The organism is Nocardia jiangxiensis NBRC 101359, assembly GCF_000308615.1.
GTDB classification, from domain to species: Bacteria; Actinomycetota; Actinomycetes; order Mycobacteriales; family Mycobacteriaceae; genus Nocardia; species Nocardia jiangxiensis.
This window is the reverse complement of the sequence record NZ_BAGB01000028.1, coordinates 1-22366: the sequence shown is the minus strand read 5'-3', so window position 1 is coordinate 22366 and position 22366 is coordinate 1. Positions and strand designations below refer to the sequence as shown.

Genomic DNA, 22366 nt, shown 5'->3' with positions numbered 1-22366 from the left:
GGCCATCCTCGGTCGATGTAGGTTTCCGAGCCGCGTGTATGGCCGCGGTCGCGGGAAGGCGGTGACACCGTGCAGGGATTGCCGAAATTGAAAGCGGACACCCGGTCTCGGTGGCAGGAACTGCTTGCCGGCGCAGCCGTCGAAATCGATCGGCTCGCCGATTCCTACCTCGAACAGATCATGCAAATCTCTCCCTACGACAGCGGACTGGTCGACCGGGACGAAGTCCATGATGATGCACGGAAGTCGCTGCAGTTGATCCTGCGCAACACCACCGCACCCAGCACGACAGGCACGGATGACCTACCGGTTGAACTCGGCCAGCGCCGCGCACGCCAGGGCGTGCCGGTCGAAAGCCTGGTGGCTGCCGTCCGCCTGTGCTTCGGGGTGATCTGGTCCTACATCCTGTGGCGCGCCCACCACCGCGACGCGATGGCGCTGGCAATGCACGTCGGAAACCTGTGCGGCATCGTCGATACCTACGCCCGCACTGTGCAGCAGAGCTACCTGCAGGAGATTGCGATCATTGCCCGGGAGGAGAGCGATCATCAGCGCGGCTTCCTCCTCGAACTGCTCCGGCACCCGCATCTGCCTTCGAATATTTCTCGGCTCGCCGCGGCATTGGGGACCGACGAGTCCGCGTCCTATCGCGTGGTGATGGCACTCATGCCGGAGGCGGACGCGATCCACCGGGCTGAATCACAGGCCCGCGCCAGCGCAGAGAAACTGTTCACCGTCGAATGGAACAGCGGGATTGTGGGGTTCTGGCAGGCCCCCCGGAAGTCGAAAGGGCCGCAAACCGAATTGCAGTACCGGCTCTTGTCCGGGGTGCGCGCCGGGTTCGTCCCGCAGGTCGCGGGACTCGGCAAGGTACCGTCGGCCGCCGACTCCGCCCTGGACATCGCACATGTGTTGACAGCCGACGACTCAGGCTTGGTCACTTTTCCGCAGGCCTGGGCCCGAGTTGCTCGCCGCAAACTCGAGGGCGGAGCCGATCCTGTCGATCGCGTGACCGAGCGACTCGATAGCTGCGGCGACGAGGAACGTCACCGCATAGTCGAAACCGTGCAGGCATTCCTCGAGTCCGGCAACGTCGGACATGTGGCGACCCGGCTGTACTGCCATCGGAACACAGTGCTCAAACGCCTGCAGCGGTTCCGGGAGCTCACCGGACTCGACGTCACCATCCCCCAGGACGCGGCACTGGCGCTGCTGGCCTTGTCCTGAACAGTGTCGACGCATTGTTACATGCATGTAAACGACGGTGTGGCGCTGTGCGGCGCGCCGGACCTAGGTTCAGTGCCATACCTTCGACGCCAAATGGCAGCGGCCGGCCAGATTTCGGCTCGCTGCCTGCAAAATCTTGGTTCGTGCCAGCGCGACGCGGCGCGCTGCATCGTCTCGTGATCTCTGAACGACGGTGTGAGGTCGCACATTCGGTCGGCCGAGTCCGGGTGTGTACCGGCATTCCGATGGCGATGTTCCCGCACTTCAATTATGCGTGAATTCGATGCCGCACAGGAGGCATCGATATGGGTGATGACCGATGCATTTGAAGGGCTCCGGACCGATGATCAAACAACCGAACTACCCGTCTTCGCCGACTGAGACGTTGCCGCTTTTGGAACCCGCACATCTATTCCAGGCAATCGCAGGCCGCAGCTCGAGTACCTCCCCCCTGGCCGGGTGGGCGCGAGAACTCGGTGATATGCATGCCGAACTCATACCGTTTCAGCTGGGCGATATCTTGCGGCAAAGAAATCCCGCCGGGGAGCAAATTCATGCGGCCATCGATCGTGCTGTCAGCGAAATCGACGCTTGGGCGGCGCGCAATATACCCCGCATGAAAGGTGCGCGCACGCACACACATACGCTCGGCGAGGTAATCAGCCGCATAGCCAAAATATACGCCGTGACGTGGTGGACAGTGCTGCATTCGGCCGACAGCGAGACGCGGCACCGGGCATGGTTCCATCTGGGCGAGGCTCGTGAGAGCTATGCGGAGATGGTGGACGAAATACGCTGGCGACATCTCCAGTTACCGCTGGGCTGGACCGGAATTTGCAGGGGAACCGAATGAAACAGGGCAAGTATCGGAATCCGAGGGGCGACAAGGGGTCGAAAATGCATCCGAAAGCCGGAAAAGAGCTGCGTCGGGACTTCGAGCGCTGGGTCGAACTCATCGACCTCACCGGGCACGCGGAGAACGAAGTCGAACGAGAGATGCTCACCTTGCGTGCCGCAGACCTGGAAAAGAAATGGGTACGCGGCGCCGCCGAAGACTGGATGGCACTTCGCGCTCTCCATCGGCAATGGTAAGACAAACCAGTGTTGGACCTGAAATTTTCACCACAACTGGTGAACAGCTACCTCGCTCTATGCCTCCTGAAGGTCACCGAAGGCCTTCACGACCCTTTCGGCTGCATTACGCGCACTCGCCGGATTGGCTCCAGTAACGACTCGGCCGGCAGTAATGGAGTAGTCGTCGAACGGATGCATGGGAGAGCTGTAGTCCAAGCCGTATGTGCCTGTTTCTGCGGCCAGATCCACTTCGAACCCAGCCTGCGTAAACACTTCGAACGGATGGAGGGCCTCGGTGAAAAAGAGACCGGTTTTTGTGCCGTACGGATAGATTACCCCGTGATAGCTATTAATGGCGATCAGCGCCTTAGCCGCAGATGATGTGCGGCCGGCCTTGGCGGCGGCACCGCACTCTCCGGCTCGTCGCTCACCGACGCGAGTGGGTCATTCTGGAAGCGATGCTGCCGCCACCGGGCAATCGGGGCGGCAAAGGTGGGAGGTATGAAAAGTACTGTGTGGGCCGCTGCCGGGACGTGGCAGCGGATCCACGACGCGCTGTGCGACCGGGTCCGGGTTCACGCCGGACGGGCACCGCAGCCCACCGCGGCGATCGTCGACTGCTCACAGGTCTGCCGCGACCACCAGGAAGTTGGGCAGATGGGTGTACGCCTCGATCCCGGGCGCGGTGGCCGCGGCCTGTTCGGCGACGGCGGGGTCGAGGCGGGGCTCCGCCAGCCGGTGGATCCGGCAGCCCAGTGCGGTGAGTTCGTTGAGATAGTCCGACAGGGATCGATGGAAATCCCAGGCGTAGCTGCCCGGGATCTCGTACTCGTCCAGATAACGCCACACCCGGTACTCGCCGTGTTCGCGCCAGGTGGTCCAGAGTTGTTCGAAAGCAGGATGATTCACCGAGAAGATGAATCGGCCGCCCGGTCGCAGCAACCCGACGCAGGTGCGCATGGCCGCCCGCCAGTCCTCGATCGCGCACAGCACCATATTGCAGACCACGGCGTCGTGCACCGGGCCGAGATCGACGGCCCGGGTCAGATCCGCCTGGATGTACGTAATCCCCTGGCGCAGTTGACTTTCCTTCTCCAGCGCATAGGTGAGCAGCCCCTGTGCCGGTTCGACTCCGGTCACCAGGGCCCCGCTGCCGGTGAGCATGCGGGCGAAATACCCGTGCCCGCAACCGGCGTCGACGATTCTGCGCCCGGAAACCTCGCCGAGCATCTGCAGCAGAACAGGATTGAGCAGATGCCGCCGACAGAAATCGCCGTCGGGCTCCATCTGCTCGAGCACCTCGTGCGGGATCCGACTCCACTGCTCGATGGCCGCGTCGGCCGTCCCCTCGCCGGTCATTCTCTCGAGGATAGTGTGCGGCGAGACGGTCCGGGTGAATGGTGCTTTCCACCTGTCGCTTTCACCGTAAGGACACGACTCGGTCTCGGCGCTGGCATCCCCCGCGATCCCTGCCTACGGTGGTCTCCATGTCGACGATCGTGATCGAGGATCTGCCCGAACCGGCCGCCCGCGTCCTGCGACGGCGGGCCCAGGCAGCGGGCGTGTCCACCGCGGCCTACATCCGGGTGGCGCTGACCGAACTCGCGAGCACGCGCATCCCGCTCGATGACGTCGTCGAGTTCCTGCACGCCGAACTACCCGACCCGCCCGTCGCCGAAATCGACAGCGAGGCAACGGAATTGATGCGAGACCTACCGGAGGAGGCCGCACGGGTGTTCACCCGTCGCGCGGGCGCGGCCGGTATCGCGCTGAGCACCTACCTGCGCCAGGAGCTGACCACCCTGGGCCGGCGGACCACCATCGACGATGTGATCCTCGAGTTCCGCGAGGCGCAGGATCACGACCCGAATCTGCTGCTCGACATGGACGCGGTCATCGCCGCGGCCCGGTACGCGCGAGCGGAATGATCATCGCCGGGGACGACGCCCCGGGCGAGGCTACGCCGCGCCGAACAAGCCGTGTAGCGCGCCGATCACCCGTCCGCCGGTCGGAGTGGTGAAGTCGCGCACCATATCCGCGGCCAGGTTCGGCACACAGCCGACGTACCCGCCCGCGGATTCGATCCGGCGCAGGGCCGCGTTCTCGGTGCTGTTCGACAACCCGCCGCAGGCATCCAGGGCCACATGAACCTGCATGCCCGCGTCGATCAGGTCGAGCGCGGTCAACTGCACGACCAGTTCGGTCAGCACGCCGCAGATGACCACGACCGGACGCCCGGTCGACGCCAGCGCGTCGCGGGTGCCCGCATGATCGAGGCAGCTCGCGCCGGACCGCACCTGCACTCCGCCCACCGGCTGCGCGCCCGAGAGCTCCGCGATCGGGTCCGGGCCCTCCGGCCGCGGTGCGATCGACACCGTCGCGGGCAGCTCGAGCAGCTCCGCGACCTCGGCCAGGACGCGCGCCGAGGCGCGGATTCCGCTCTCAGGCCGCGTCCGGCCGAACAGAACGATGGATTCCTGCAGGTCAGCGAACAGTGATTGCTCGGATACCATGTGTCGTGCCCACTCCACCGGACGAGGCGGAACGCTTCCTACGCCGCACCACCTTCCTGACCGCGGTCGTCGGCCAGGCGGCCACCGATGTGCAGACCAAAGAGCTTGCCGCACTGGGCCTCTCGACCAAGGCCCACGGCATTCTCACGATGCTGCGCCAGTACGGCCCCCTGGCCCAGAACGAGCTGAGCCGCACCATGAACGCCGCCGCCAGCACGGTGGTGACTCTGGTCGACGGCCTCGAGCGGGCCGGTTACCTCACCCGCCGCGGCGATCCCGGCGACCGCCGCCGCAACGCGGTCGAGATCACCGACTCGGGCCGCGAAATCGCCGAGCGCGCAGACGATCTCGCCGACCACCTGGAGGACCGTTTCCTCGCTCCCCTCACCCCCGGCGAACGCGACACCCTCCGCACCCTCCTCCAGCGCCTCTGGACCCCACCCCAACCACGTTGAACGTCGAGGTGCACCTCAGCGCGAACAGCGCACAACCAATTGCGCGTGCTGTTGCGCCGGGTCCATCCGGTCGCCCCGGACGAAATGATCACCGTTCCAGCGACTTTCGCCGCTCGTTTGCGCACGCCGGAGCAGCGGCGCCGGCTCACGGCGTTGCCGGAAATGGTCGAGCGGTATCTGGCGCGGTGGGATCTGCGGCTCGACGGGGAACCGATGCACGGTTATTCGGGGCTCGTGGTGCCGGTGCGAGCCGCTGATCGCGCGGCTGTCCTGAAGGTGTCGTGGCCGCATATCGAGGCGCGGGACGAAGCGGTGGCGCTCGCCACCTGGCAGGGTGCGGGTGCGGTCGAGTTGCTCGATCACGACATTGCGGATTTCGTTCTGCTGCTCGAACGTCGGACGCGGACCGGGATCTGACCTGCCTCAACGTGCTGCGCGGCACTCGGGAACCGTGGCTGGTGATCGATCCGAAGGTGCTCACCGGCGATCCCGAGTTCAGGGTCATCCCCTTGTTACGCAACAGATTCCACGAGATGGCTGGACCAGCCGCCATACGCCGCCGATTGGCGGCCGTGGTGAACGCCGCGGATCTGGATCCGGAGCTGACCACGGCCTGGACATTCATCCGAGCCATCGACGACTGGCTGTACTTCCTGCCGGAGAGTTCGAGCGATGCCGACATCGCGGCCGAAATCGCCACTGCCCTGGCTGATTACGTCGGCAAACTGTGAGGGTTTTCGACCAGATCGACGGTGCCGAACAGTTTCCCGATTCGCGTGTCGAAAGCCCCCGAAAGGGCTGTCCAACAGGCGATTATCTGGCGCACTCTTGTCGGTCGTGCGGGCTCACCGGACATTCCTGGCGAACCCGTTCAGAACGTGAGCACGATGCGACCGCGCAGCCCACCGGCTTCGAGCAGGCGATGTGCGTCCGCGGCCTCGGTCGCCGGGAACGTTTGGGCCACACGCAAAGTCAGCACGCCATCGGAGGCCAGACGGCTCAGTTCCGTGAGCGTGGCCGAGTCGTGGACGCGGTCGAGGACCATGACGTAGTGCACGTCGATATCGCGCTCCGAGTCGACGGTTCCGCTCAATCGCGGCGGTCGCAGCGCGACGTAGGATCCGTTGTCGCGGACGGCGGACAGCACGGCGCTCCCCAGCAACGCGCAGTCGATCACGCTGTCGACACCATCGGGCACCTGCACACGGACGCGCCGGGCGAAATCATCACCCCGCGCGAGAACGGTATCAGCGCCGAGGTCGGCGACCAGTTGCTCGTCCCGAGGTGAGGCGTCGGCGAGCACGGTGAGCCCACGATGCTTGGCCAACTGGATCACATATCCGCCGACCGCACCGGCCGCACCGGTCACCGCGACCGTGCCGCCCGGACGAACATCGGCCGCATCGAGCGCGAGGGCCGCGGTGAGCCCGTTCATCGGCAGTGTCGCCGCCGCGACGGCATCGGCTCCCGCGGGCATCGGCGCCACCGAATCATCGGAAACCACAATCCGTTCCGCGTACGCACCACCCCCTTCCAACACCGGTTTGGTGATCGCGACGACCTGATCCCCGACGCGCCACCGCGACCCCGGCCCCACCTCGTCGATCACACCGGCCGCATCCCACCCCGGCACATAAGGCGGCCTCACCTCCCGATAGCGATCATGCGCCGCCCCACTCCTGGTAACCAGATCCGACGGATTCACCGTCGCAGCCGCAACCCGAATCCGAACCTGCCCCTCCCCCGCATGCGGCTCGGGCACCTGCACCACACGCAACACGTCGGGACCACCCGGCTCGTCGAAACCGATAGCCAGCATCACCACTCCTTCTCCGATTCGCAGAGAACAACCACACCCGGCCGCACCGATGTTCCCGGCACTATCCGCGCACCACCAGCTACGGTAGAGAACTCGGCATTCCCGATCACCAACTCGACTGGCCGCGATAACGGCCCGTACACCGCGCGGGCGGTAGCGGTGATCGCCTTCGGACCGGGTGGCCCGATCAACCGCAGTGCGCAATCCGTGCCCGATCCGGCGATCACGCGCCGTCGACGGATGGGATGCTCTGCGGCGCAGGACATCTACCCATCTGTGGTATCCATGGCGGTGGAGTGGCCTCGGCGCCGGGCCGGGGACCGGACGTCAGGGGGAGCAATGGCCGCGATAGCCAATTTCGGTGCAATTGCGTTGGACAGCCGAGATCCGCGAGGGCTCGGGCAGTTCTATCGAGCATTGCTGGATTTCGAGGTTCGGTACGAATCCGATGAGCTGGTGGTGCTGCAGGGTGCCGGGGTGCTGCTGACGATCGAACACGTGGCAGATCACAGGCCACCGGATTGGCCGGGTAACCAGGTGCCCAAGCAGATGCATCTCGATCTGTTCGTCGCCGATCTCGATGGCGCAGAGCAGGCAGCGGTCGGCTGCGGCACGGTCAAGGCCGACTTCCAACCTGCACCTGATCGTTGGCGAGTACTCATCGATCCGTCGGGGCATCCCTTCTGCCTCACGGTTCCGCCCGGCGCCGAAGAGTGATGCGCGCGCCCCTGATCGAGTTCGCGCCCTGCGGAATTCGTTCACATGTCAGAGGAATACGCGGGCTATATCGAGCCACTTCTGCGCGTCCTCGCCGACTGCGGTGAGGTCGGTTACGGCTCGGGGTCTGCGGTGGGTGACTCGCAGACAGAAGTCCAGGGCGCTGCCTCGGACGCGTTGCGCGGCGTCTTCCGGGCCCCATGCCCAGGTCTCACCGTCGGGTGCGGTCAGCTCGACGCGGAAAGGGTCTGCGGGAGTGGGGATTTGCGCGGCGTAGAAGGACAGCTCTCGTCCCGCCACGCCCAGTGCGGCCACGTGCTGGAGTCGATCGGTGGGCAGGTGTGTGGCACCCAGTGCATCGAAGATGTCCTGGCCGTGCGCCCATGTCTCCATCAGCCGCAGCGGGACCATCAGCGCCGCGGTCAGCTCCGAGCCGTACCACGGAAAGCCCTGGTTCAAAGGAATCTCGTGCAGCGCGGCCGCCACCTCGATCCGGCCGGTACGCCACCGTTCCAGCAGCTCCGATCTCGGTTGGGCCGCACCGGCGGCGGCGTCGAGGTCGGCGTATCGGCTGCCATCGGCCTCCGCCTGTTTCGCGACGTCGTCGAACGCCTCCGGCGTTCGAATGGCGATCAGGGCGTTCGCATCGGCCGCGGCGAGATGAGCGATCTGATGGGCGACCGTCCACCCGGCCGCCGGTGTGGACTCGGACCAATCGTCGTGGGCCGACACCAGTGCGTCGAGTTCATCTCCCTCGGCCACCAGGCCGGGCAGCGCACGATCGCGATCGACACCGGACATGTCGAGGCCGTAGTCGAGCATCGGCATTCACCTTCACACTCATCGACGGCAACGAACTCGTTCCGTTCGGACCGGCGAGACAGACGTTGTGCCGCCAGGCTATCCGAGGTCGGCACTCGGCGCGAGCACACATTCAGCAAGAGCTGATCTGGCGGTATTCTCTTGTCTACGAGGAGGATCGGCCTACGAGAAGTAGGCGTTCCCCCGTCTGCGTTCCAGTGTCATCCACGATGCCATCGTCCCGGCGCGGCATGTTGTCGACCATCCGGGCGCGTCCTCGATGCGAAGGCGGGGGCAGTCCCTCAGCTCAGTTCCTCGGCAAGGCCGACCACGATACCCTCCGGCCCTCGGACGTAGCAGAGCCGATAAATCTGCTCGAACTGCACGATCTCGCCGACGAGTTCGGCGCCGCGAGCGCGCAACCGGGTGACCACGTCATCGATGTCGTCGACGGCGAACATGACCCGGCGAATCCCCAACGTGTTCGCGGGCGCATCCTTGGGCTCGGCCCGAATCACCTCGGGATTACTGAACATCGCCAACTCGATGCGCCCGTGCCCGCCGGGAATCCGCAACATCGCCACCTCCTGCCGCACATCGTCGACCCCGATCACCCGCTCCACCCACGGCCCCTCCACCGGCCCCCGCCCCTCCAACTCCATCCCGATCTCGACGAAGAACCCGATCACTGCATCGAGATCTTCGACGACGATCAACACGTTGTCCATCCGCCGAATCGCCACAGCACTCTCCCTCGTCCACAAGCCCACCCGGGCACGGCAGCTACTCCGTTATCGACCGACTCACCGACGAAAACTCATCGGTCATCAACGGTCGACATACATTCCGATGGGCCGAGGTGTCCCCGCGCCGAGAGGACAGTTGCCAACGGCGATACCCAGCGCGGAACTCATCGCGATCAGGGGCATCGGGCATCGTGGACGCCATTCGCCACACGACCGACCGCGGCGAGAAGTCGATCACCGACCCCGAAGCACAGATCATCGACCAGACCGGCGCACCCATCGCCCGCGCCCGCCAGCAGCTGTACGTCAGGGCGCCCCGAGAGGACCCGCCGCCCGAACGATGATGCCGTCTTGCCGCCACACTTATTGAGACACAGTCGATCTCGCGACGCGATGCGCATGGCCCGCAGGTGGGACCGGTGCGGGGTTCAGTGTTCGCAGAGGGAGAACCCTCGTTCGTAGATTTCCTCGTTGTCGTTCATCATCGCCTCGACATGCCATGTGCCGCCGGAGTATTCGGAGTTCTCGGGGGTGAGGTGGATATTGGCCAGCTTGACGATGAGCTGTAGGCGACGACCCCGATCCCGACATCCGGACCGGGCACCACCAGGGACGAGCACCGGTCCGCATCCGCCGGGGACGCCGCGCGCCCCGGATCGTCGCCCGATACGATGGAGGCGCACAATTTCCGCTCCGGTGATCGTTGTTGGGTATGAGGGAGTCCGAGCGGATGGATCGCCGGAACAACAGAATCGGCAGGCGCAGCATCCTGGTCGCAGCCGGGGCCTGGGTCGCATTGACCGCTACCGCACAGCCGACGCAGGCGCTGATGATCAACCAGACGGCGCCGCCCGGCCCCGAGGAGTCCGGGAAACGGGCCGAGCTGGCAGAACAGGCGATCGTGCAGCGTTATGTCCGCCCGCTCTGGGGTGAGCCGCAGGTGCAACTGGGCACCCTCGTCTGGCCCGCTTCGCTGTGGGAGCAACTGCTGCTGGGGCGATGGTGCTACTGGTGGCAGGCTCATCTGCTCGACTGCGCGGTGGACGCCGCGGTTCGTGCGCGCACCCCCGAACGCATCGGCCGGATCTTCGCCCTCGCGCGCGGCATCCGGGTCCGCAACATCACCGCCTGGACCAACGGGTACTACGACGACATGTCCTGGCTGATACTGGCGCTCGAACGAGCCGAACGACTGCTCGACATCCGGTTCGGCGAGGCCGTCGGGGATCTGCACCGTGCCCTGTACGCGGGCTGGCGGCCGGACATCGGTGCGGTGCCGTGGCGGTCGCACGACAACTACTACTCCACCTCCGCGATCGGCCCGACCGGTATCGCGATGGCCCGATCGGGCGAATTGACCCGCGCTGCAGCACTTTCCGACTTCCTACAGGCCCGATTGCGCGATCCTCGCAGCGGCCTGATCTTCGACGGCGTGCACGAACCCGAGGGCCGGGTGGACCACGCGACACCGACCTACTGCCAGGGTGCGGCCATCGCCCTGGAAGCCGAATTGGCAACGCGCACCGGTGATTCGACTCACCACAAACGTGCGACGGATCTCATCGCCGCGACCGCGGACAAGCTCACGAACGCCGGCGTGATCGCGGCGGCCGCCGCGAACGACTCCGGCCTTTTCATGGGTATCCTCGCCAGATATCTCGCCGAGGCCGCGCTCGCCCTCGGCGACACCACCGCCGCGAATATCGTGCACGCCTCCGCGCGAGCGGCCTGGGAGCACCGCGCCGAGGTGGGCGGCCTGCCGCTGTTCGGGATGGACTGGACCCGCCCGGTGACCGTGCCGGACCACCCGGGCACCTTCACTCAGCTGACGCACTCCTCGACCGTCCCGGCGGCGAATCTGAGCCGCGACCTGTCGGTCCAGCTCAGCGGCTGGATGGTGCTCGAGGCAGATCACCTGCTCACCGCGGCCGGACACTGAGACCGGCCCACGCCGCGGACGCTCACCACGGCCGCGGATGCCGGTGAATTCGACCGCGCCGGGGCGAAATCTGCCGCTCGCAGGCCGCCGCGAACGTGTTAATTAATGTAAACCGTCCGAGAAGGCACAGTTTCCAATCCATCACCGGTTGCCGAACAGGGCGGGGGCACAGCCCCGGATTTCCGGGATTCGGGGGCGTCGGGCCTGTTCGCCGGTGAATGGTGACGAGGATCACCACCGTCCGTGGTGACCGGTAGGTTGCGGCGGCCTCACAGCGCACAGGCGGTTCGGATGGGCTGTGAGAGATCTGTTTTGCCTGCTCCGGATAGGTCTTTACAGTCGGATTCGTCAGCCTGCTATTCCGCTCGAAGGGGCATCATGGCCAACTCACGTGCCCGAGGATCGGCATCCGGTCCCGCCCCGCGCATCGGGATCGAGGACGCCGGGGACGCACTGCTCGGACTCGGCAAATACTTTCAACGCGGCGAGGTTTCGGACGACCAGCGAACCCTGCACAAACAGGGCGGGCGCGAGGCCGACGAGTTCTATCGGGACCGGTGGTCGCACGACAAGGTGGTGCGGTCCACGCACGGGGTGAACTGCACCGGTTCGTGCTCGTGGAAGATCTACGTCAAGGACGGCGTGATCACCTGGGAGTCGCAGCAGACCGACTACCCCTCGGTGGGTGCGGACAAGCCCGAGTACGAGCCGCGCGGATGCCCGCGCGGGGCCTCCTTCTCCTGGTACACGTATTCCCCTGCGCGCGTGCGGTATCCGTATGTGCGCGGGGTTCTGCTCGAGATGTACCGGGAGGCCAGGTCGCGAGTGAAGGACCCGGTGCTGGCCTGGGCGGAGCTGGTCGAGGATCCCGAGCGCGCCCGCCGGTACAAATCCGCGCGCGGCAAGGGCGGATTCGTTCGCGCGGAATGGTGGGAAGCGGCCGAAATCGCCGCTGCCGCACATGTTTACACGATCAAGCAGTACGGTCCGGACCGCGTCGCGGGCTTCTCCCCGATCCCGGCCATGTCGATGGTGAGCCATGCGGTCGGCGCTCGGTTCATCTCGCTGCTCGGCGGGTCGATGCTCTCGTTCTACGACTGGTACGCCGATCTGCCGGTGGCCTCGCCGCAGGTGTTCGGGGATCAGACCGACGTCCCGGAGTCGGCCGACTGGTTCGACGCCGGATATCTGATCATGTGGGGTTCGAACGTCCCGGTCACCCGCACCCCGGACGCGCACTACATGACCGAGGCGCGCTATCGCGGCCAGAAGGTCGTCGTGGTCTCCCCCGACTACGCGGACAACACCAAATTCGCCGACGAATGGCTGCCTGCGCGTCCGGGAACCGATGCGGCACTTGCCATGTCGATGGGACATGTGGTGCTGAAGGAATTCTTCGTCGACCGGACGACTCCGCGTTTCCGGGATTACGTCAAGCGCTACACCGATCTGCCGTTCCTGATCTGCCTGGACGAGGCGGGCGGCTGGGACGCCGAGGGCCGGTATCACGCCGAGGGCACCCTGCCCGGCAAATTCCTCACCGCCGCCGATCTCGGACAGGACGGCGAAGGCGCCGAACACAAGATGGTCCTGCTCGACGACGACGGAAATCCGGTGGTGCCCAACGGTTCACTCGGGCACCGCTTCACCGGCGCGGACGCCGGAAAATGGAATCTGGACCTGGAGAGCGTGGATCCGTTGCTGAGCCTGCACGGGCAGCCCGGGACACAGGCGGTCACCCTGCGACTGCCCCGCTTCGACAGCGATGTCCCGGGCAGCGTCCTGCGCGGCGTCCCCACGACACTCGTTGCCGGAAAACGGGTTACCACCGTCTTCGACCTGCTGCTGGCCCAATACGGCGTGCCCCGCGACGGGCTGCCAGGTTCCTGGCCCACCGGATACGACGACGCCACCCAGCCCTACACCCCGGCCTGGCAGGAGACCATCACCGGGGTTCCGGCCGCCCAGGCCGAGCGGGTCGCGCGCGAATTCGCCGACAACGCGGAACAATCCGGCGGCCGCTCGATGATCCTGATGGGCGCGGGCACCAACCACTGGTTCCACTCGGACCAGATCTATCGCGCTTTCTTCACCCTCACGCTGCTCACCGGCTGTCAGGGCGTGAACGGCGGCGGCTGGGCGCATTACGTCGGCCAGGAGAAGTGCCGCCCCGTAACCGGCTGGTCCACACTGGCTTTCGGCCTGGACTGGCAACGCCCGCCGCGACAGATGCAGGGCACGGTGTTCTGGTATCTGACCAACGACCAGTGGCGCTACGACCCGTTCACCGCGGAGGCGTTCACCTCGCCACTGAGCCGGGGCACCTTCGCCGGGCGAACCGCCGCGGACAATATCGCGCTGGCCAGCCGACTGGGCTGGATGCCGACCTATCCGACCTTCGACCGCAATCCCCTGGATCTGGCCGACGAGGCCGAACGATCCGGCAAATCGGCCGCGGATCACGTCGTGGACGAACTGAAGTCGGGCACACTGCGTTTCGCCTGCGAGGATCCCGACGCACCGGAGAACTTCCCGCGCTGCCTGACCGTCTGGCGGGCGAATCTGCTGGGCTCGTCCGGTAAGGGCAACGAATACTTCCACAGGCATCTGCTGGGCGCGGACTCCAATCTGCAGACCACCGACAGCACCGGGGTGCGGCCGTCCGAACTCACCTGGCGCGAACAGGCCCCGACCGGGAAGCTCGACCTGCTGCTGTCCCTGGATTTCCGGATGACCAGCACGACGCTGTTCTCCGATATCGTGCTGCCCGCGGCGACCTGGTACGAGAAACACGATCTGTCCTCGACCGATATGCACCCGTTCGTGCACTCCTTCTCCCCCGCGATCTCCCCGCCGTGGGAGGCCCGGACCGATTTCGAGGCGTTCCACCGCATCGCCCGCGGGTTCTCCTGGATGGCGGAGAAGCATCTGGGTGTGCGCAAGGACGTCATCGCCGTTCCGCTGCAACATGATTCACCCGATGCGCTGGCACAGGCGGGCGGGCGCGTGCGGGACTGGAAAGCCGGCGAGTGCGAACCCGTTCCCGGCAAGACCATGCCCAAACTGGTTGTCGTCGAACGCGATTACCCGAATCTCGCGGAGAAGATGGCGGCGCTGGGTCCGCTGATCGAGACGCTCGGCGTCACCACGAAGGGCGTGACCACCTATCCCGACCAGGAGGTCGCCTACCTCGCCGGAGTGAACGGCACGGTGGTTTCCGGTGTGGCACAGGGACGTCCGTCGCTGGCCAAGGACACGCACGCCGCCGAGGCGATCCTGGCGCTGTCCGGCACCACCAACGGCAGACTCGCGGTGGAGGGGTTCGAGGCGCTCGAACGCCGCACCGGCACCCGCCTGGCGGATCTGGCCGCCGAGCACGAGGGCAAGCGAATCACCTTCGCGGACACCCAGTCCCGGCCGGTGCCGGTGATCACCTCGCCCGAATGGTCGGGCAGTGAAACCGGCGGACGCCGCTACTCCCCGTTCACCATCAACACCGAACGTCTCAAACCCTGGCACACCCTCACCGGACGCCAGCACTTCTACCTCGACCACGACTGGATGGCCGAGCTCGGCGAACAGCTGCCGATCTTCCGCCCGCCGCTGGACATGAGCGCTTTGTTCAGCGAACCGGGGGTGGGGTCCGTCGGTGACAACGGCGTCACCGTTCGGTACCTCACACCGCATTCGAAGTGGTCGATCCACTCGGCGTATCAGGACAACCTGCACATGCTGACCCTGTCCCGCGGCGGACAGGCGATCTGGATGTCGGACCGGGACGCGGCGAAGATCGGTGTGGCCGACAACGATTGGATCGAGGCGGTGAACCGCAACGGTGTCGTCGTCGCGCGCGCGATCGTCAGTCACCGCATGCCCGAGGGCACCGTATTCATGTATCACGCTCAGGACCGGGCGGTCGGCGTGCCGAGGATCGACGGTCGGCCGGACGGGGCGGCGACCGGATTCGATTGGGCCGCACCGCAACAGCAGCCCGGTAAGGGTAAGCGCGGCGGCATCCACAACGCGCTCACCCGGATCATGATCAAACCCACGCATCTCATCGGCGGGTACGCGCAGCAGTCGTTCGCGCTCAACTACCACGGCCCCACCGGAAATCAGCGCGACGAGGTCACGACGATCCGCAAGCGCTCGCAGGAAGTGGAGTACTGATATGCGTGTCATGGCACAGATGGCCATGGTGATGAACCTGGACAAATGCATCGGCTGTCACACCTGCAGCGTCACCTGCAAGCAGGCGTGGACCAATCGCGGCGGCACCGAGTACATGTGGTTCAACAATGTGGAAACCCGTCCGGGACAGGGGTATCCGCGGCAGTACCAGGATCAGGAGAAGTGGAAGGGCGGCTGGCGGCTCACCAAGCGCGGTCGGCTCACCCTGAAGTCCGGTTCGCGAATGAAACGGCTGCTCAACATCTTCGCCAACCCGGACCTGCCCACGGTCGAGGACTACTACGAGCCCTGGAGCTACGACTACGACAACCTGCTGTCCGCCCCGGCCATGGACACCACTCCCGTCGCGCGGCCGAAATCGCTGATCACCGGCAAGGATACGACGATCACCTGGGGTGCGAACTGGGACGACGATCTGGGATCGGGCCCCGAGCAGGTCGGCCGGGATCCGCTGCTGGCCCGGCTCTCGGAGCAGGTCAAACTGGAATTCGAACAGACCTTCATGTTCTATCTGCCCAGGATCTGTGAACACTGCCTGAATCCGTCCTGCGTGGCCTCCTGCCCGTCCGGGGCGATCTACAAGCGGTCCGAGGACGGCATCGTGCTCGTCGACCAGGACGCGTGCCGTGGCTGGCGGCAGTGTGTCACCGGATGTCCGTACAAGAAGATCTATTTCAACCACAAGACGGGCAAGGCGGAGAAGTGCACGTTCTGCTACCCGCGGGTGGAGGTCGGCATCCCGACGGTGTGCTCGGAGACCTGCGTGGGGCGGCTGCGCTATATCGGCGTGATGCTGTACGACGCGGACGCCGTCCTCCAGGCGGCCTCGGTGACCGATCCGAAGGATCTGTATCCCAGCCAGCTCGGCGTGTTCCTCAACCCGCACGATCCGCGCGTGGTCGCCGAGGCCGAACGCGCCGGAATCAGCCCGGATTGGATCGAGGCCGCGCAGAGTTCGCCGGTCTACAAGCTGATCGTCGACTATCAGATCGCCCTGCCGCTGCATCCGGAATATCGCACCATGCCGATGGTCTGGTACGTGCCGCCGCTGTCGCCGGTGGTGGAATCCCTGTCGGAGACCGGGCACGACGGTGAGGACGCCTCGAATCTGTTCGGCGCCATCGACGCACTGCGCATTCCGATCGAATATCTCGCCGAACTGTTCACCGCCGGTGAGATCGGGCCGGTGCGCGCGGCCATGCAGCGCCTGGCGGCCATGCGCTCGTTCATGCGGTCGGTGAATCTCGGCAAGGAGCCCGATCCCTCGATCGCACCGTCGGTACGGCTCGAACCCGAGGAGATCGAGGCGATGTACCGGCTGCTGGCCATCGCGAAATACGAACACCGGTATGTGATTCCGCAGGGTGCGACATCACAGGCGCACGAATTGGATTCGCTCGCCACGGGATGCAGCCTGGACACCGACGGCGGGCCGGGGATGACGGCCTTCGACACGATGGTCGAGAAATTTCATCTCACCGACGCCAATGACGCTGCACCGGAAGAGAAGACGAATCGGATCAATCTGCTGAACTGGGACGGCCGCAGCACCGAGGGACTCGTTCCGACGGCAGCGAACGGCAATGGCCACGCCGAGAACGGAACTGCCGGAACAGCGGCCAACGGCAACGGCGCCAACGGAAGCCGAGCCGCAGCAAACGGCAACGGCAACGGCAACGGCAACGGCAAGTCAGCACCGACCGACGACGTGACACCGATTTCGAGCGGGGCCCAGCGATGACCTTGTTGAAAATACGCCGACGCCCCGAACCGGCCGTGCAGATGTCCGAACGGGATCGCCGCCTGATCTGGCGCACCGCCGCGCTCCTGCTGGACTATCCCGACGAACACCTGTTCACCGCCGTCGACCGGATCACCGCAGCGGCCGCACATCTGCCCGATGATGCCCGAATTCCGTTGCAGCGCTTCCTCACCCATATCACGGCATCGTCACCACTCGACCTCGCCCAGCAGTACGTGGAGACCTTCGACATGCGACGCCGCGCCAGCATGCACCTCACGTTCTACGCCTACGGCGACACCCGCAAGCGGGGTATGGCGCTGCTGCGTTTCAAACACGCCTACCGGCATGCGGGCGTCGAACTCGACGACCGGGAACTGCCCGATCACCTGCCCGTCCTGCTCGAATTCGCGGCGACGGTCGACCCGATCGGCGGCGAGCGCCTGCTGGGCGAACACATCCCGGTCATCGAACTGCTGCGATTGTCGCTGAGCGACAACGGATCTCCGTATGCCGATATCGTTGCCGCGGTGGTCACCACGCTGCCGCCACTGACGGTCGCGGACCGCCGCCGCATCACCGAACTGGCGGCGGCCGGACCGCCGGACGAGGAAGTCGGGATGGATCCCTACACGATGGATCCCGCGCTGTTCGACGGATCGCAGGCCCGCCGATGACCGCCGACATCTGGCTGATCCTGCCCTATATCGCCTTCACCTCCTTCGTCCTGGGCCACCTGTGGCGCTATCGCACCGACCAATTCGGTTGGACCACAAGGTCTTCGCAGTTGTACGAGAGCCGGTTGCTGCGGCTGGGCAGTCCGCTGTTCCACTTCGGCATGCTCGGGGTCATCGGCGGCCACGTCCTGGGTGTGCTGATCCCGCAGGCGTGGACCGATGCGGTGGGGGTGTCCGAGGAGCTGTATCACGTGGTCGCGGTCTCGGCGGGATCGGTCGCGGGAATCGCGGTCATCGCCGGAATCGCGATCCTGCTCTACCGCCGCGTCACGGTGCCCGCGGTGCGCAAGGCCACCACGACCAACGACAAGATCATGTACGTACTGTTGGCCGCCGCCCTGATCACCGGACTGCTCAACACTCTCGGCAGTAATCTGCTGTGGGGTACCTACAACTATCGCGAAACCGTATCCCCTTGGTTCCGTAGCATTTTCACGCTGCACTCGCATCCGGAGCTGATGGTCGGCACGCCCTGGACCTTCCAGGTGCACGGGGTGATCGTGCTGACGTTGATCGGCCTGTGGCCCTACACCAGGCTCGTGCACATGTTCAGCGCGCCGATCGGTTATCTCACCCGCCCGTACATCGTCTACCGCGCCAAGGCCGTACAACGCCCGGACCACAGCCGGTACGCCAAGGCATGGGATGCGCCCGTGACTCCAGAACGCTGGTGAAGGCCGTGCGCGATCATGGATCATATGGCCCATGAATCGTCGGAGACGCCGGATCCGGTAGCGATCCTGCGACGCTGGGAGGATTCCGGCGCGGTGTGGCGGGTGCTGAACCGCCGCGACGACCGGGTGACCGTCGTGCTCTACCAATGCACCGGCGGTGAGGAGGTGGACCGGTTCACCTCCGGCGATCCGGATCTGCTGCGCTTCCTGGGCGACCGGCGCAGCAGCGAGGATTGACCTACCGCGCGAGCAGCCGGGCGGCTCCCGCACACAACGTCTCGAGCACCTGCGCCACCGGTTCGGCGGCGGTCACCAGGCCGACGCCCTGACCGGCATCGATCGGCGTCACCCGCTGATCCTCCCGCGCGATCCCGGCATCGAGCGCATCCCGTGCCGCCGGATCGCGGGACAGTTCCTCCTCCCGGCCGGTCCACCGCTCGGCGAACTCGTTGCGCAGCACCCGGGCGGGAAACCTTGTCGCCCAGGGCAATCCCATTCCGACGTCGAAGGCGCGAGTCAGGATCGTATCGGTCCCCCGCGCGGCGAGCATGGCCGCCCGGCCGTCCTGCGACAGCAGCGATTCCGGGCAGGCGGCCAGGCAGGTGCCGAGCCACGCCCCCGCCGCCCCCGCGGTCAGCACCGCGGCCAGACTCGCCGCCGACCCGATTCCCCCGGCCGCCAGCACCGGAATCGACACCGCGCCGACGACCGCATCGAGCAGCGGCAGCGTGGCCATCTCCACCGCACCGTGCCCGCCACCCTCCGATCCCCGGGCCACCAGCACCTCGACCCCGGCCTGCTCCGCGCGCCGAGCCTCGTCGGCGTTGTAAACCTGTGTGGCCGTGCGGATTCCAGCGTCCCGGACGCGGGGAACCCAGGACAGATCCGTCCCGAAACTCACCGAGATCAACACCGGCCTCGCGGCAATGGCTCGGTCGAGCAGTCCGGGCTGCGCGGCGATCACCCAGTCCACCAACCCGATCCCGAACGGCCCCGCACCATCGCCCAATCGTCCGAGTTCACGGTCGAGCGCGGCCACCGAACCGGCGCTGCCCATTCCGATCATGCCCAGACCACCGGCCGCGGTGACGGCCGCGGCCATCCGCCCACCGGCCACCCCGCCCATCGGCGCGTTGACCACCGGAATCCGCAACCCCATCTCCCGCGACCATGCCGTGGACAGGGGCGTCGCCCCGGCAGTCGATCGGGGCTCTCCGGCTACCATCGGGTGACTTCCTCGCACGATGACATGCACTCATATCAGCACATCCAGGGCATCTCGGTCGCCACGGGGCGATCCCGCGCACGGTTGGTCCATGCCCTCGAACTGTGCGCGATCTCTCCCCTCACCCGCGCTTCGGGCAACGCCCCGTTACTTCGTGACGGGCACACAACCGCCGTGTCACACCCCTGAAACAATCGGCACGATCTCACGACCCGCACCGCATATCCGTGCGGAACCGTTGACGTCTCGGACATTCCACGCAGCATGGCGGAAATACCCTCTTTCTACTGTTGAGCCAACCTGATGTGGGAGGCCCCGTTGAGTACGCTGTCGCGAAATCGCAATATCGAGAATTGGAACGCAGAGGATGTCGACGCCTGGGAAGCCGGCGGTAAGGACATCGCCAGACGAAACCTGGTGTGGTCGGTATTCGCCGAGCATGTGGGCTTCTCGATCTGGTCGATCTGGTCGGTCATGGTGCTGTTCATGCCCACCGACAAATTCGGCATCGACCCGGCCGGGAAATTCTTCCTCGGCGCGGTGCCGACATTGGTCGGCGGATTTCTCCGGATTCCGTACACGGTGGCCACCGCACGATTCGGCGGCCGCAACTGGACGATCTTCAGCGCGATCATGCTGTTGATCCCGACCCTGCTGACGCTGTATTTCGTCAACCACCCCGGCACCTCGTACACGACCTTCTTGGTGGTCGCCGCGCTCGCCGGATTCGGCGGCGGCAATTTCGCCTCGTCGATGACGAATATCAACGCCTTCTACCCGCAACGGCTCAAGGGCTGGGCGCTGGGCATGAACGCGGGCGGCGGCAATCTCGGTGTGCCGCTGATCCAGCTGGTCGGGCTGGCCGTCATCGCCACGGTCGGCAACGCCTACGGACACGCGTCGATCGTGTGCCTGGTGTACCTGGTGCTGATCGCGATCGCGGGCGTCGGCGCGGCGCTGTACATGGACAATCTGCGCAATCAGAAGGCCGATATGTCCTACATGCTCACCTCGTTGAAGGTGCCGCAGTCCTGGGCGATCGCCTTCCTGTACATCGGCACCTTCGGCTCGTTCATCGGCTTCAGCTTCGCATTCGGACAGGTTTTGCAGATCAGCTTCAAGGCCGGTGGCGAGAGCGTCGCCCACGCCACGCTGCACGCCGCGCAGATCGCGTTCATCGGCCCGCTGCTGGGCTCGGTGATGCGCCCGTACGGTGGCAAGTGGTCCGATCGCTTCGGCGGCAGCAGGGTCACGCTGTACACGTTCCTGGGCATGATCGTGGCCGCCGTGGTGGTCAGTATCGCCGGCATGATCGGGGACGCGCACGGCGGCGTGCCGACCGGCGGGGCGATGGTGGCCCTGATCGCCGGATTCATCGCGCTGTTCCTGCTGTCGGGTATCGGCAACGGTTCGGTCACCAAGATCATCCCCTCGGTGTTCGAGGCGAAATCCAAGAGCCTGCAAGCGGATCCGGCGACGCAGGCGGCCTGGTCGCAGAACACCTCCGGTGCGCTGATCGGTTTCGTGGGCGCGGTAGGTGCGCTGGGTGGCGTCGGCATCAACCTGGTGTTCCGGTCCTCCTACGCCTCGACCAACTCCGCGACCACCGCGTTCTGGGTGTTCATGGGCTTCTACGTGGTCTGCGCGATCGTGGTGTCGACGGTATTCCTGCGGCGGCCGCACGCGACCCGCAAGGCCGATCCCTCCACGCTCGAGACGGTGACGCAGGCCCTGTCGGGCGCCGAAACCACTCCGGTACAGGAGCATTCGGCTCGCTCGATCTGAGCCCCGAGACGTCCGAGCCCGAACCCAGCCACGGAGGACATATGAATTCCACAGTCGAATCCACTTGCAGGACAGTGGTCGTCGCCGGTCACGGCATGGTCGGGCATCGGTTCGCGGAGGCGCTGCGGTCGCGCGACACCGACGGACGTTGGCGGATCGTCATCGTCGGCGAGGAAACCCTGCCCGCCTACGATCGGGTCGGACTGTCCGCATATGTCGACGGCTGGGATGCGGACGCACTCGCCCTGCCCGGCAATGTATTTCAGGGCGACGCGCTGGTGGAGCTCCGCACCGGCGAGCGGGTGGAGCGGATCGATCGGGCCGCTCACACGGTGACGACCTCCATCGGCGCCGTGATCGCCTACGACACACTGGTTCTGGCCACCGGCTCGTATCCGTTCGTCCCGCCGGTGCCGGGACATGAACTGCCGCAGTGTTTCGTGTACCGCACCATCGAGGATCTGAATCGCATCCGGGCCGCCGCGCTGGCGGGCGGCCCGGGAGCGCGCGGTGTGGTGATCGGCGGTGGGCTGCTGGGGCTCGAGGCCGCCAACACGCTGCGTCTGCTCGGGCTGGAAGCGCATGTCGTGGAGTACAACGACCGGCTGATGCATACGCAGGTCGATACCGGCGGCGGGGCCGTATTGGAGAAGTTGGTCACCGATCTGGGGCTGCGAGTGCACACCGGGGTCGGCACCTCGGTCATCGAATCGGCGGAAGAC

At 65.9% G+C, this 22366-nt stretch carries 24 protein-coding genes; 17 read left to right on the top strand and 7 right to left on the bottom strand.

Annotated features, from left to right (window positions below; genetic code table 11):
- Positions 1 to 78 precede the first annotated feature (78 nt).
- The 3 genes from ON40_RS09930 (at position 79) to ON40_RS09920 (ending at position 2319) form a co-directional block, all read left to right on the top strand.
- Positions 79 to 1227 carry a PucR family transcriptional regulator gene (locus ON40_RS09930; protein ID WP_169541845.1) on the top strand — a complete coding sequence of 383 codons (1149 nt, stop codon included), beginning with the start codon at positions 79 to 81 and terminating at the stop codon, positions 1225 to 1227.
- 319 nt (positions 1228 to 1546) lie between these two features.
- Positions 1547 to 2080 carry a hypothetical protein gene (locus ON40_RS09925; RefSeq protein WP_157186252.1) on the top strand — a complete coding sequence of 178 codons (534 nt, stop codon included), beginning with the start codon at positions 1547 to 1549 and terminating at the stop codon, positions 2078 to 2080.
- On the top strand, positions 2077 to 2319 hold the full coding sequence (locus ON40_RS09920) for a hypothetical protein (protein WP_040820887.1): 243 nt from the start codon (positions 2077 to 2079) through the stop codon (positions 2317 to 2319). Before ON40_RS09925 ends, ON40_RS09920 begins: the two co-directional genes overlap by 4 nt.
- Before the next feature lie 603 nt (positions 2320 to 2922).
- Here the strand turns inward: ON40_RS09920 and ON40_RS09910 are convergent.
- Positions 2923 to 3660 (bottom strand): class I SAM-dependent methyltransferase, encoded by a 738-nt coding sequence (locus tag ON40_RS09910; protein WP_040820883.1) that lies wholly within the window; start codon positions 3658 to 3660, stop codon positions 2923 to 2925.
- Between the two features lie 128 nt (positions 3661 to 3788).
- Between ON40_RS09910 and ON40_RS09905 the strand changes: the two genes are divergently transcribed.
- Entirely contained in the window at positions 3789 to 4229 is a 441-nt protein-coding gene (locus ON40_RS09905) for a hypothetical protein (RefSeq protein WP_040820881.1), read from the top strand.
- Positions 4230 to 4259: 30 nt separating this feature from the next.
- Here ON40_RS09905 and ON40_RS09900 read toward each other — a convergent pair whose 3' ends face one another.
- Entirely contained in the window at positions 4260 to 4814 is a 555-nt protein-coding gene (locus ON40_RS09900; protein WP_040820879.1) for an isochorismatase family protein, read from the bottom strand.
- Between the two features lie 5 nt (positions 4815 to 4819).
- Between ON40_RS09900 and ON40_RS09895 the strand changes: the two genes are divergently transcribed.
- From ON40_RS09895 to ON40_RS09885, 3 genes are read left to right on the top strand one after another with little or no spacing between them, the layout of a single operon-like run.
- Complete coding sequence (locus tag ON40_RS09895; RefSeq protein ID WP_051192926.1) at positions 4820 to 5269, top strand: MarR family winged helix-turn-helix transcriptional regulator; 450 nt, start codon at positions 4820 to 4822, stop codon at positions 5267 to 5269.
- A 45-nt stretch (positions 5270 to 5314) separates the two neighbouring features.
- Positions 5315 to 5686, top strand: a complete 372-nt coding sequence (locus ON40_RS09890) for an aminoglycoside phosphotransferase family protein (protein WP_169541844.1) — start codon at positions 5315 to 5317, stop codon at positions 5684 to 5686.
- A gap of 11 nt (positions 5687 to 5697) precedes the next feature.
- A complete protein-coding gene (locus ON40_RS09885) occupies positions 5698 to 6000 on the top strand; it encodes an aminoglycoside phosphotransferase family protein (protein ID WP_040820875.1) in 303 nt (100 codons plus the stop codon).
- Positions 6001 to 6140: 140 nt separating this feature from the next.
- Here ON40_RS09885 and ON40_RS09880 read toward each other — a convergent pair whose 3' ends face one another.
- Positions 6141 to 7088 (bottom strand): NADP-dependent oxidoreductase, encoded by a 948-nt coding sequence (locus ON40_RS09880; protein WP_040820977.1) that lies wholly within the window; start codon positions 7086 to 7088, stop codon positions 6141 to 6143.
- 339 nt (positions 7089 to 7427) lie between these two features.
- On the opposite strand from ON40_RS09880, the gene ON40_RS09875 reads away from it, so the two are divergent.
- The gene (locus tag ON40_RS09875) at positions 7428 to 7805 is read left to right on the top strand and encodes a VOC family protein (protein WP_040820873.1); all 378 of its coding nucleotides are present in this window, start codon (positions 7428 to 7430) and stop codon (positions 7803 to 7805) included.
- A gap of 48 nt (positions 7806 to 7853) precedes the next feature.
- Here the strand turns inward: ON40_RS09875 and ON40_RS09870 are convergent, their stop codons facing one another.
- Complete coding sequence (locus tag ON40_RS09870; protein ID WP_040820975.1) at positions 7854 to 8627, bottom strand: TIGR03084 family metal-binding protein; 774 nt, start codon at positions 8625 to 8627, stop codon at positions 7854 to 7856.
- Between the two features lie 281 nt (positions 8628 to 8908).
- Positions 8909 to 9349 (bottom strand): VOC family protein, encoded by a 441-nt coding sequence (locus ON40_RS09865; RefSeq protein WP_083895535.1) that lies wholly within the window; start codon positions 9347 to 9349, stop codon positions 8909 to 8911.
- A 194-nt stretch (positions 9350 to 9543) separates the two neighbouring features.
- Here ON40_RS09865 and ON40_RS51755 point away from each other — a divergent pair, with 194 nt between their 5' ends.
- Positions 9544 to 9696, top strand: a complete 153-nt coding sequence (locus ON40_RS51755) for a hypothetical protein (protein WP_157186250.1) — start codon at positions 9544 to 9546, stop codon at positions 9694 to 9696.
- An 84-nt stretch (positions 9697 to 9780) separates the two neighbouring features.
- On the opposite strand, the gene ON40_RS53920 is transcribed toward ON40_RS51755, so the two are convergent.
- Positions 9781 to 9972 (bottom strand): DUF4246 family protein, encoded by a 192-nt coding sequence (locus tag ON40_RS53920; protein WP_218008767.1) that lies wholly within the window; start codon positions 9970 to 9972, stop codon positions 9781 to 9783.
- 92 nt (positions 9973 to 10064) lie between these two features.
- Between ON40_RS53920 and ON40_RS09855 the strand changes: the two genes are divergently transcribed.
- From ON40_RS09855 to ON40_RS09830, 6 genes are all read left to right on the top strand, one after another.
- Complete coding sequence (locus ON40_RS09855) at positions 10065 to 11291, top strand: glycoside hydrolase family 76 protein (RefSeq protein WP_245567740.1); 1227 nt, start codon at positions 10065 to 10067, stop codon at positions 11289 to 11291.
- Positions 11292 to 11669: 378 nt separating this feature from the next.
- Positions 11670 to 15461, top strand: a complete 3792-nt coding sequence (locus ON40_RS09850) for a nitrate reductase subunit alpha (RefSeq protein ID WP_083895534.1) — start codon at positions 11670 to 11672, stop codon at positions 15459 to 15461.
- 1 nt (position 15462) lies between these two features.
- The gene (narH, locus tag ON40_RS09845) at positions 15463 to 17223 is read left to right on the top strand and encodes a nitrate reductase subunit beta (RefSeq protein WP_040820867.1); all 1761 of its coding nucleotides are present in this window, start codon (positions 15463 to 15465) and stop codon (positions 17221 to 17223) included.
- A complete protein-coding gene (gene narJ / locus ON40_RS09840) occupies positions 17220 to 17900 on the top strand; it encodes a nitrate reductase molybdenum cofactor assembly chaperone (RefSeq protein WP_040820865.1) in 681 nt (226 codons plus the stop codon). Before narH ends, narJ begins: the two co-directional genes overlap by 4 nt.
- Positions 17897 to 18634: a respiratory nitrate reductase subunit gamma gene (gene narI, locus ON40_RS09835; RefSeq protein ID WP_040820863.1), complete on the top strand. Its 738-nt coding sequence runs from the start codon at positions 17897 to 17899 to the stop codon at positions 18632 to 18634. Before narJ ends, narI begins: the two co-directional genes overlap by 4 nt.
- Before the next feature lie 24 nt (positions 18635 to 18658).
- Positions 18659 to 18871: a hypothetical protein gene (locus ON40_RS09830; RefSeq protein WP_040820969.1), complete on the top strand. Its 213-nt coding sequence runs from the start codon at positions 18659 to 18661 to the stop codon at positions 18869 to 18871.
- A 1-nt stretch (position 18872) separates the two neighbouring features.
- On the opposite strand, the gene ON40_RS09825 is transcribed toward ON40_RS09830, so the two are convergent.
- Positions 18873 to 19859, bottom strand: coding sequence for an NAD(P)H-dependent flavin oxidoreductase (locus ON40_RS09825; protein WP_051192924.1), 987 nt, complete (start codon positions 19857 to 19859; stop codon positions 18873 to 18875).
- A 303-nt stretch (positions 19860 to 20162) separates the two neighbouring features.
- Between ON40_RS09825 and ON40_RS09820 the strand changes: the two genes are divergently transcribed.
- Both ON40_RS09820 and ON40_RS09815 read left to right on the top strand, forming a co-directional pair.
- Entirely contained in the window at positions 20163 to 21644 is a 1482-nt protein-coding gene (locus tag ON40_RS09820) for a nitrate/nitrite transporter (RefSeq protein WP_051192923.1), read from the top strand.
- A gap of 41 nt (positions 21645 to 21685) precedes the next feature.
- Positions 21686 to 22366, top strand: a 681-nt coding sequence (locus ON40_RS09815) for an NAD(P)/FAD-dependent oxidoreductase (protein WP_169541843.1), incomplete at its 3' end; no start/stop codon positions are given.

Excerpts from the sequence above, each read along its gene's own strand:
- ON40_RS09910 (WP_040820883.1), bottom strand. The coding sequence starts at position 3,660 with ATGACCGGCGAGGGGACGGCCGACGCGGCCATCGAGCAGTGGAGTCGG.
- ON40_RS09825 (WP_051192924.1), bottom strand. The coding sequence starts at position 19,859 with ATGGTAGCCGGAGAGCCCCGATCGACTGCCGGGGCGACGCCCCTGTCC.
- narI (WP_040820863.1), top strand. The coding sequence starts at position 17,897 with ATGACCGCCGACATCTGGCTGATCCTGCCCTATATCGCCTTCACCTCC.
- ON40_RS09875 (WP_040820873.1), top strand. The coding sequence starts at position 7,428 with ATGGCCGCGATAGCCAATTTCGGTGCAATTGCGTTGGACAGCCGAGAT.
- narJ (WP_040820865.1), top strand. The coding sequence starts at position 17,220 with ATGACCTTGTTGAAAATACGCCGACGCCCCGAACCGGCCGTGCAGATG.
- ON40_RS09820 (WP_051192923.1), top strand. The coding sequence starts at position 20,163 with ATGTGGGAGGCCCCGTTGAGTACGCTGTCGCGAAATCGCAATATCGAG.
- ON40_RS09870 (WP_040820975.1), bottom strand. The coding sequence starts at position 8,627 with ATGCTCGACTACGGCCTCGACATGTCCGGTGTCGATCGCGATCGTGCG.
- narH (WP_040820867.1), top strand. The coding sequence starts at position 15,463 with ATGCGTGTCATGGCACAGATGGCCATGGTGATGAACCTGGACAAATGC.
- ON40_RS09925 (WP_157186252.1), top strand. The coding sequence starts at position 1,547 with ATGCATTTGAAGGGCTCCGGACCGATGATCAAACAACCGAACTACCCG.
- ON40_RS09920 (WP_040820887.1), top strand. The coding sequence starts at position 2,077 with ATGAAACAGGGCAAGTATCGGAATCCGAGGGGCGACAAGGGGTCGAAA.
- ON40_RS09850 (WP_083895534.1), top strand. The coding sequence starts at position 11,670 with ATGGCCAACTCACGTGCCCGAGGATCGGCATCCGGTCCCGCCCCGCGC.
- ON40_RS09830 (WP_040820969.1), top strand. The coding sequence starts at position 18,659 with ATGGCCCATGAATCGTCGGAGACGCCGGATCCGGTAGCGATCCTGCGA.
- ON40_RS09900 (WP_040820879.1), bottom strand. The coding sequence starts at position 4,814 with ATGGTATCCGAGCAATCACTGTTCGCTGACCTGCAGGAATCCATCGTT.
- ON40_RS09855 (WP_245567740.1), top strand. The coding sequence starts at position 10,065 with ATGAGGGAGTCCGAGCGGATGGATCGCCGGAACAACAGAATCGGCAGG.
- ON40_RS09880 (WP_040820977.1), bottom strand. The coding sequence starts at position 7,088 with ATGCTGGCTATCGGTTTCGACGAGCCGGGTGGTCCCGACGTGTTGCGT.
- ON40_RS09905 (WP_040820881.1), top strand. The coding sequence starts at position 3,789 with ATGTCGACGATCGTGATCGAGGATCTGCCCGAACCGGCCGCCCGCGTC.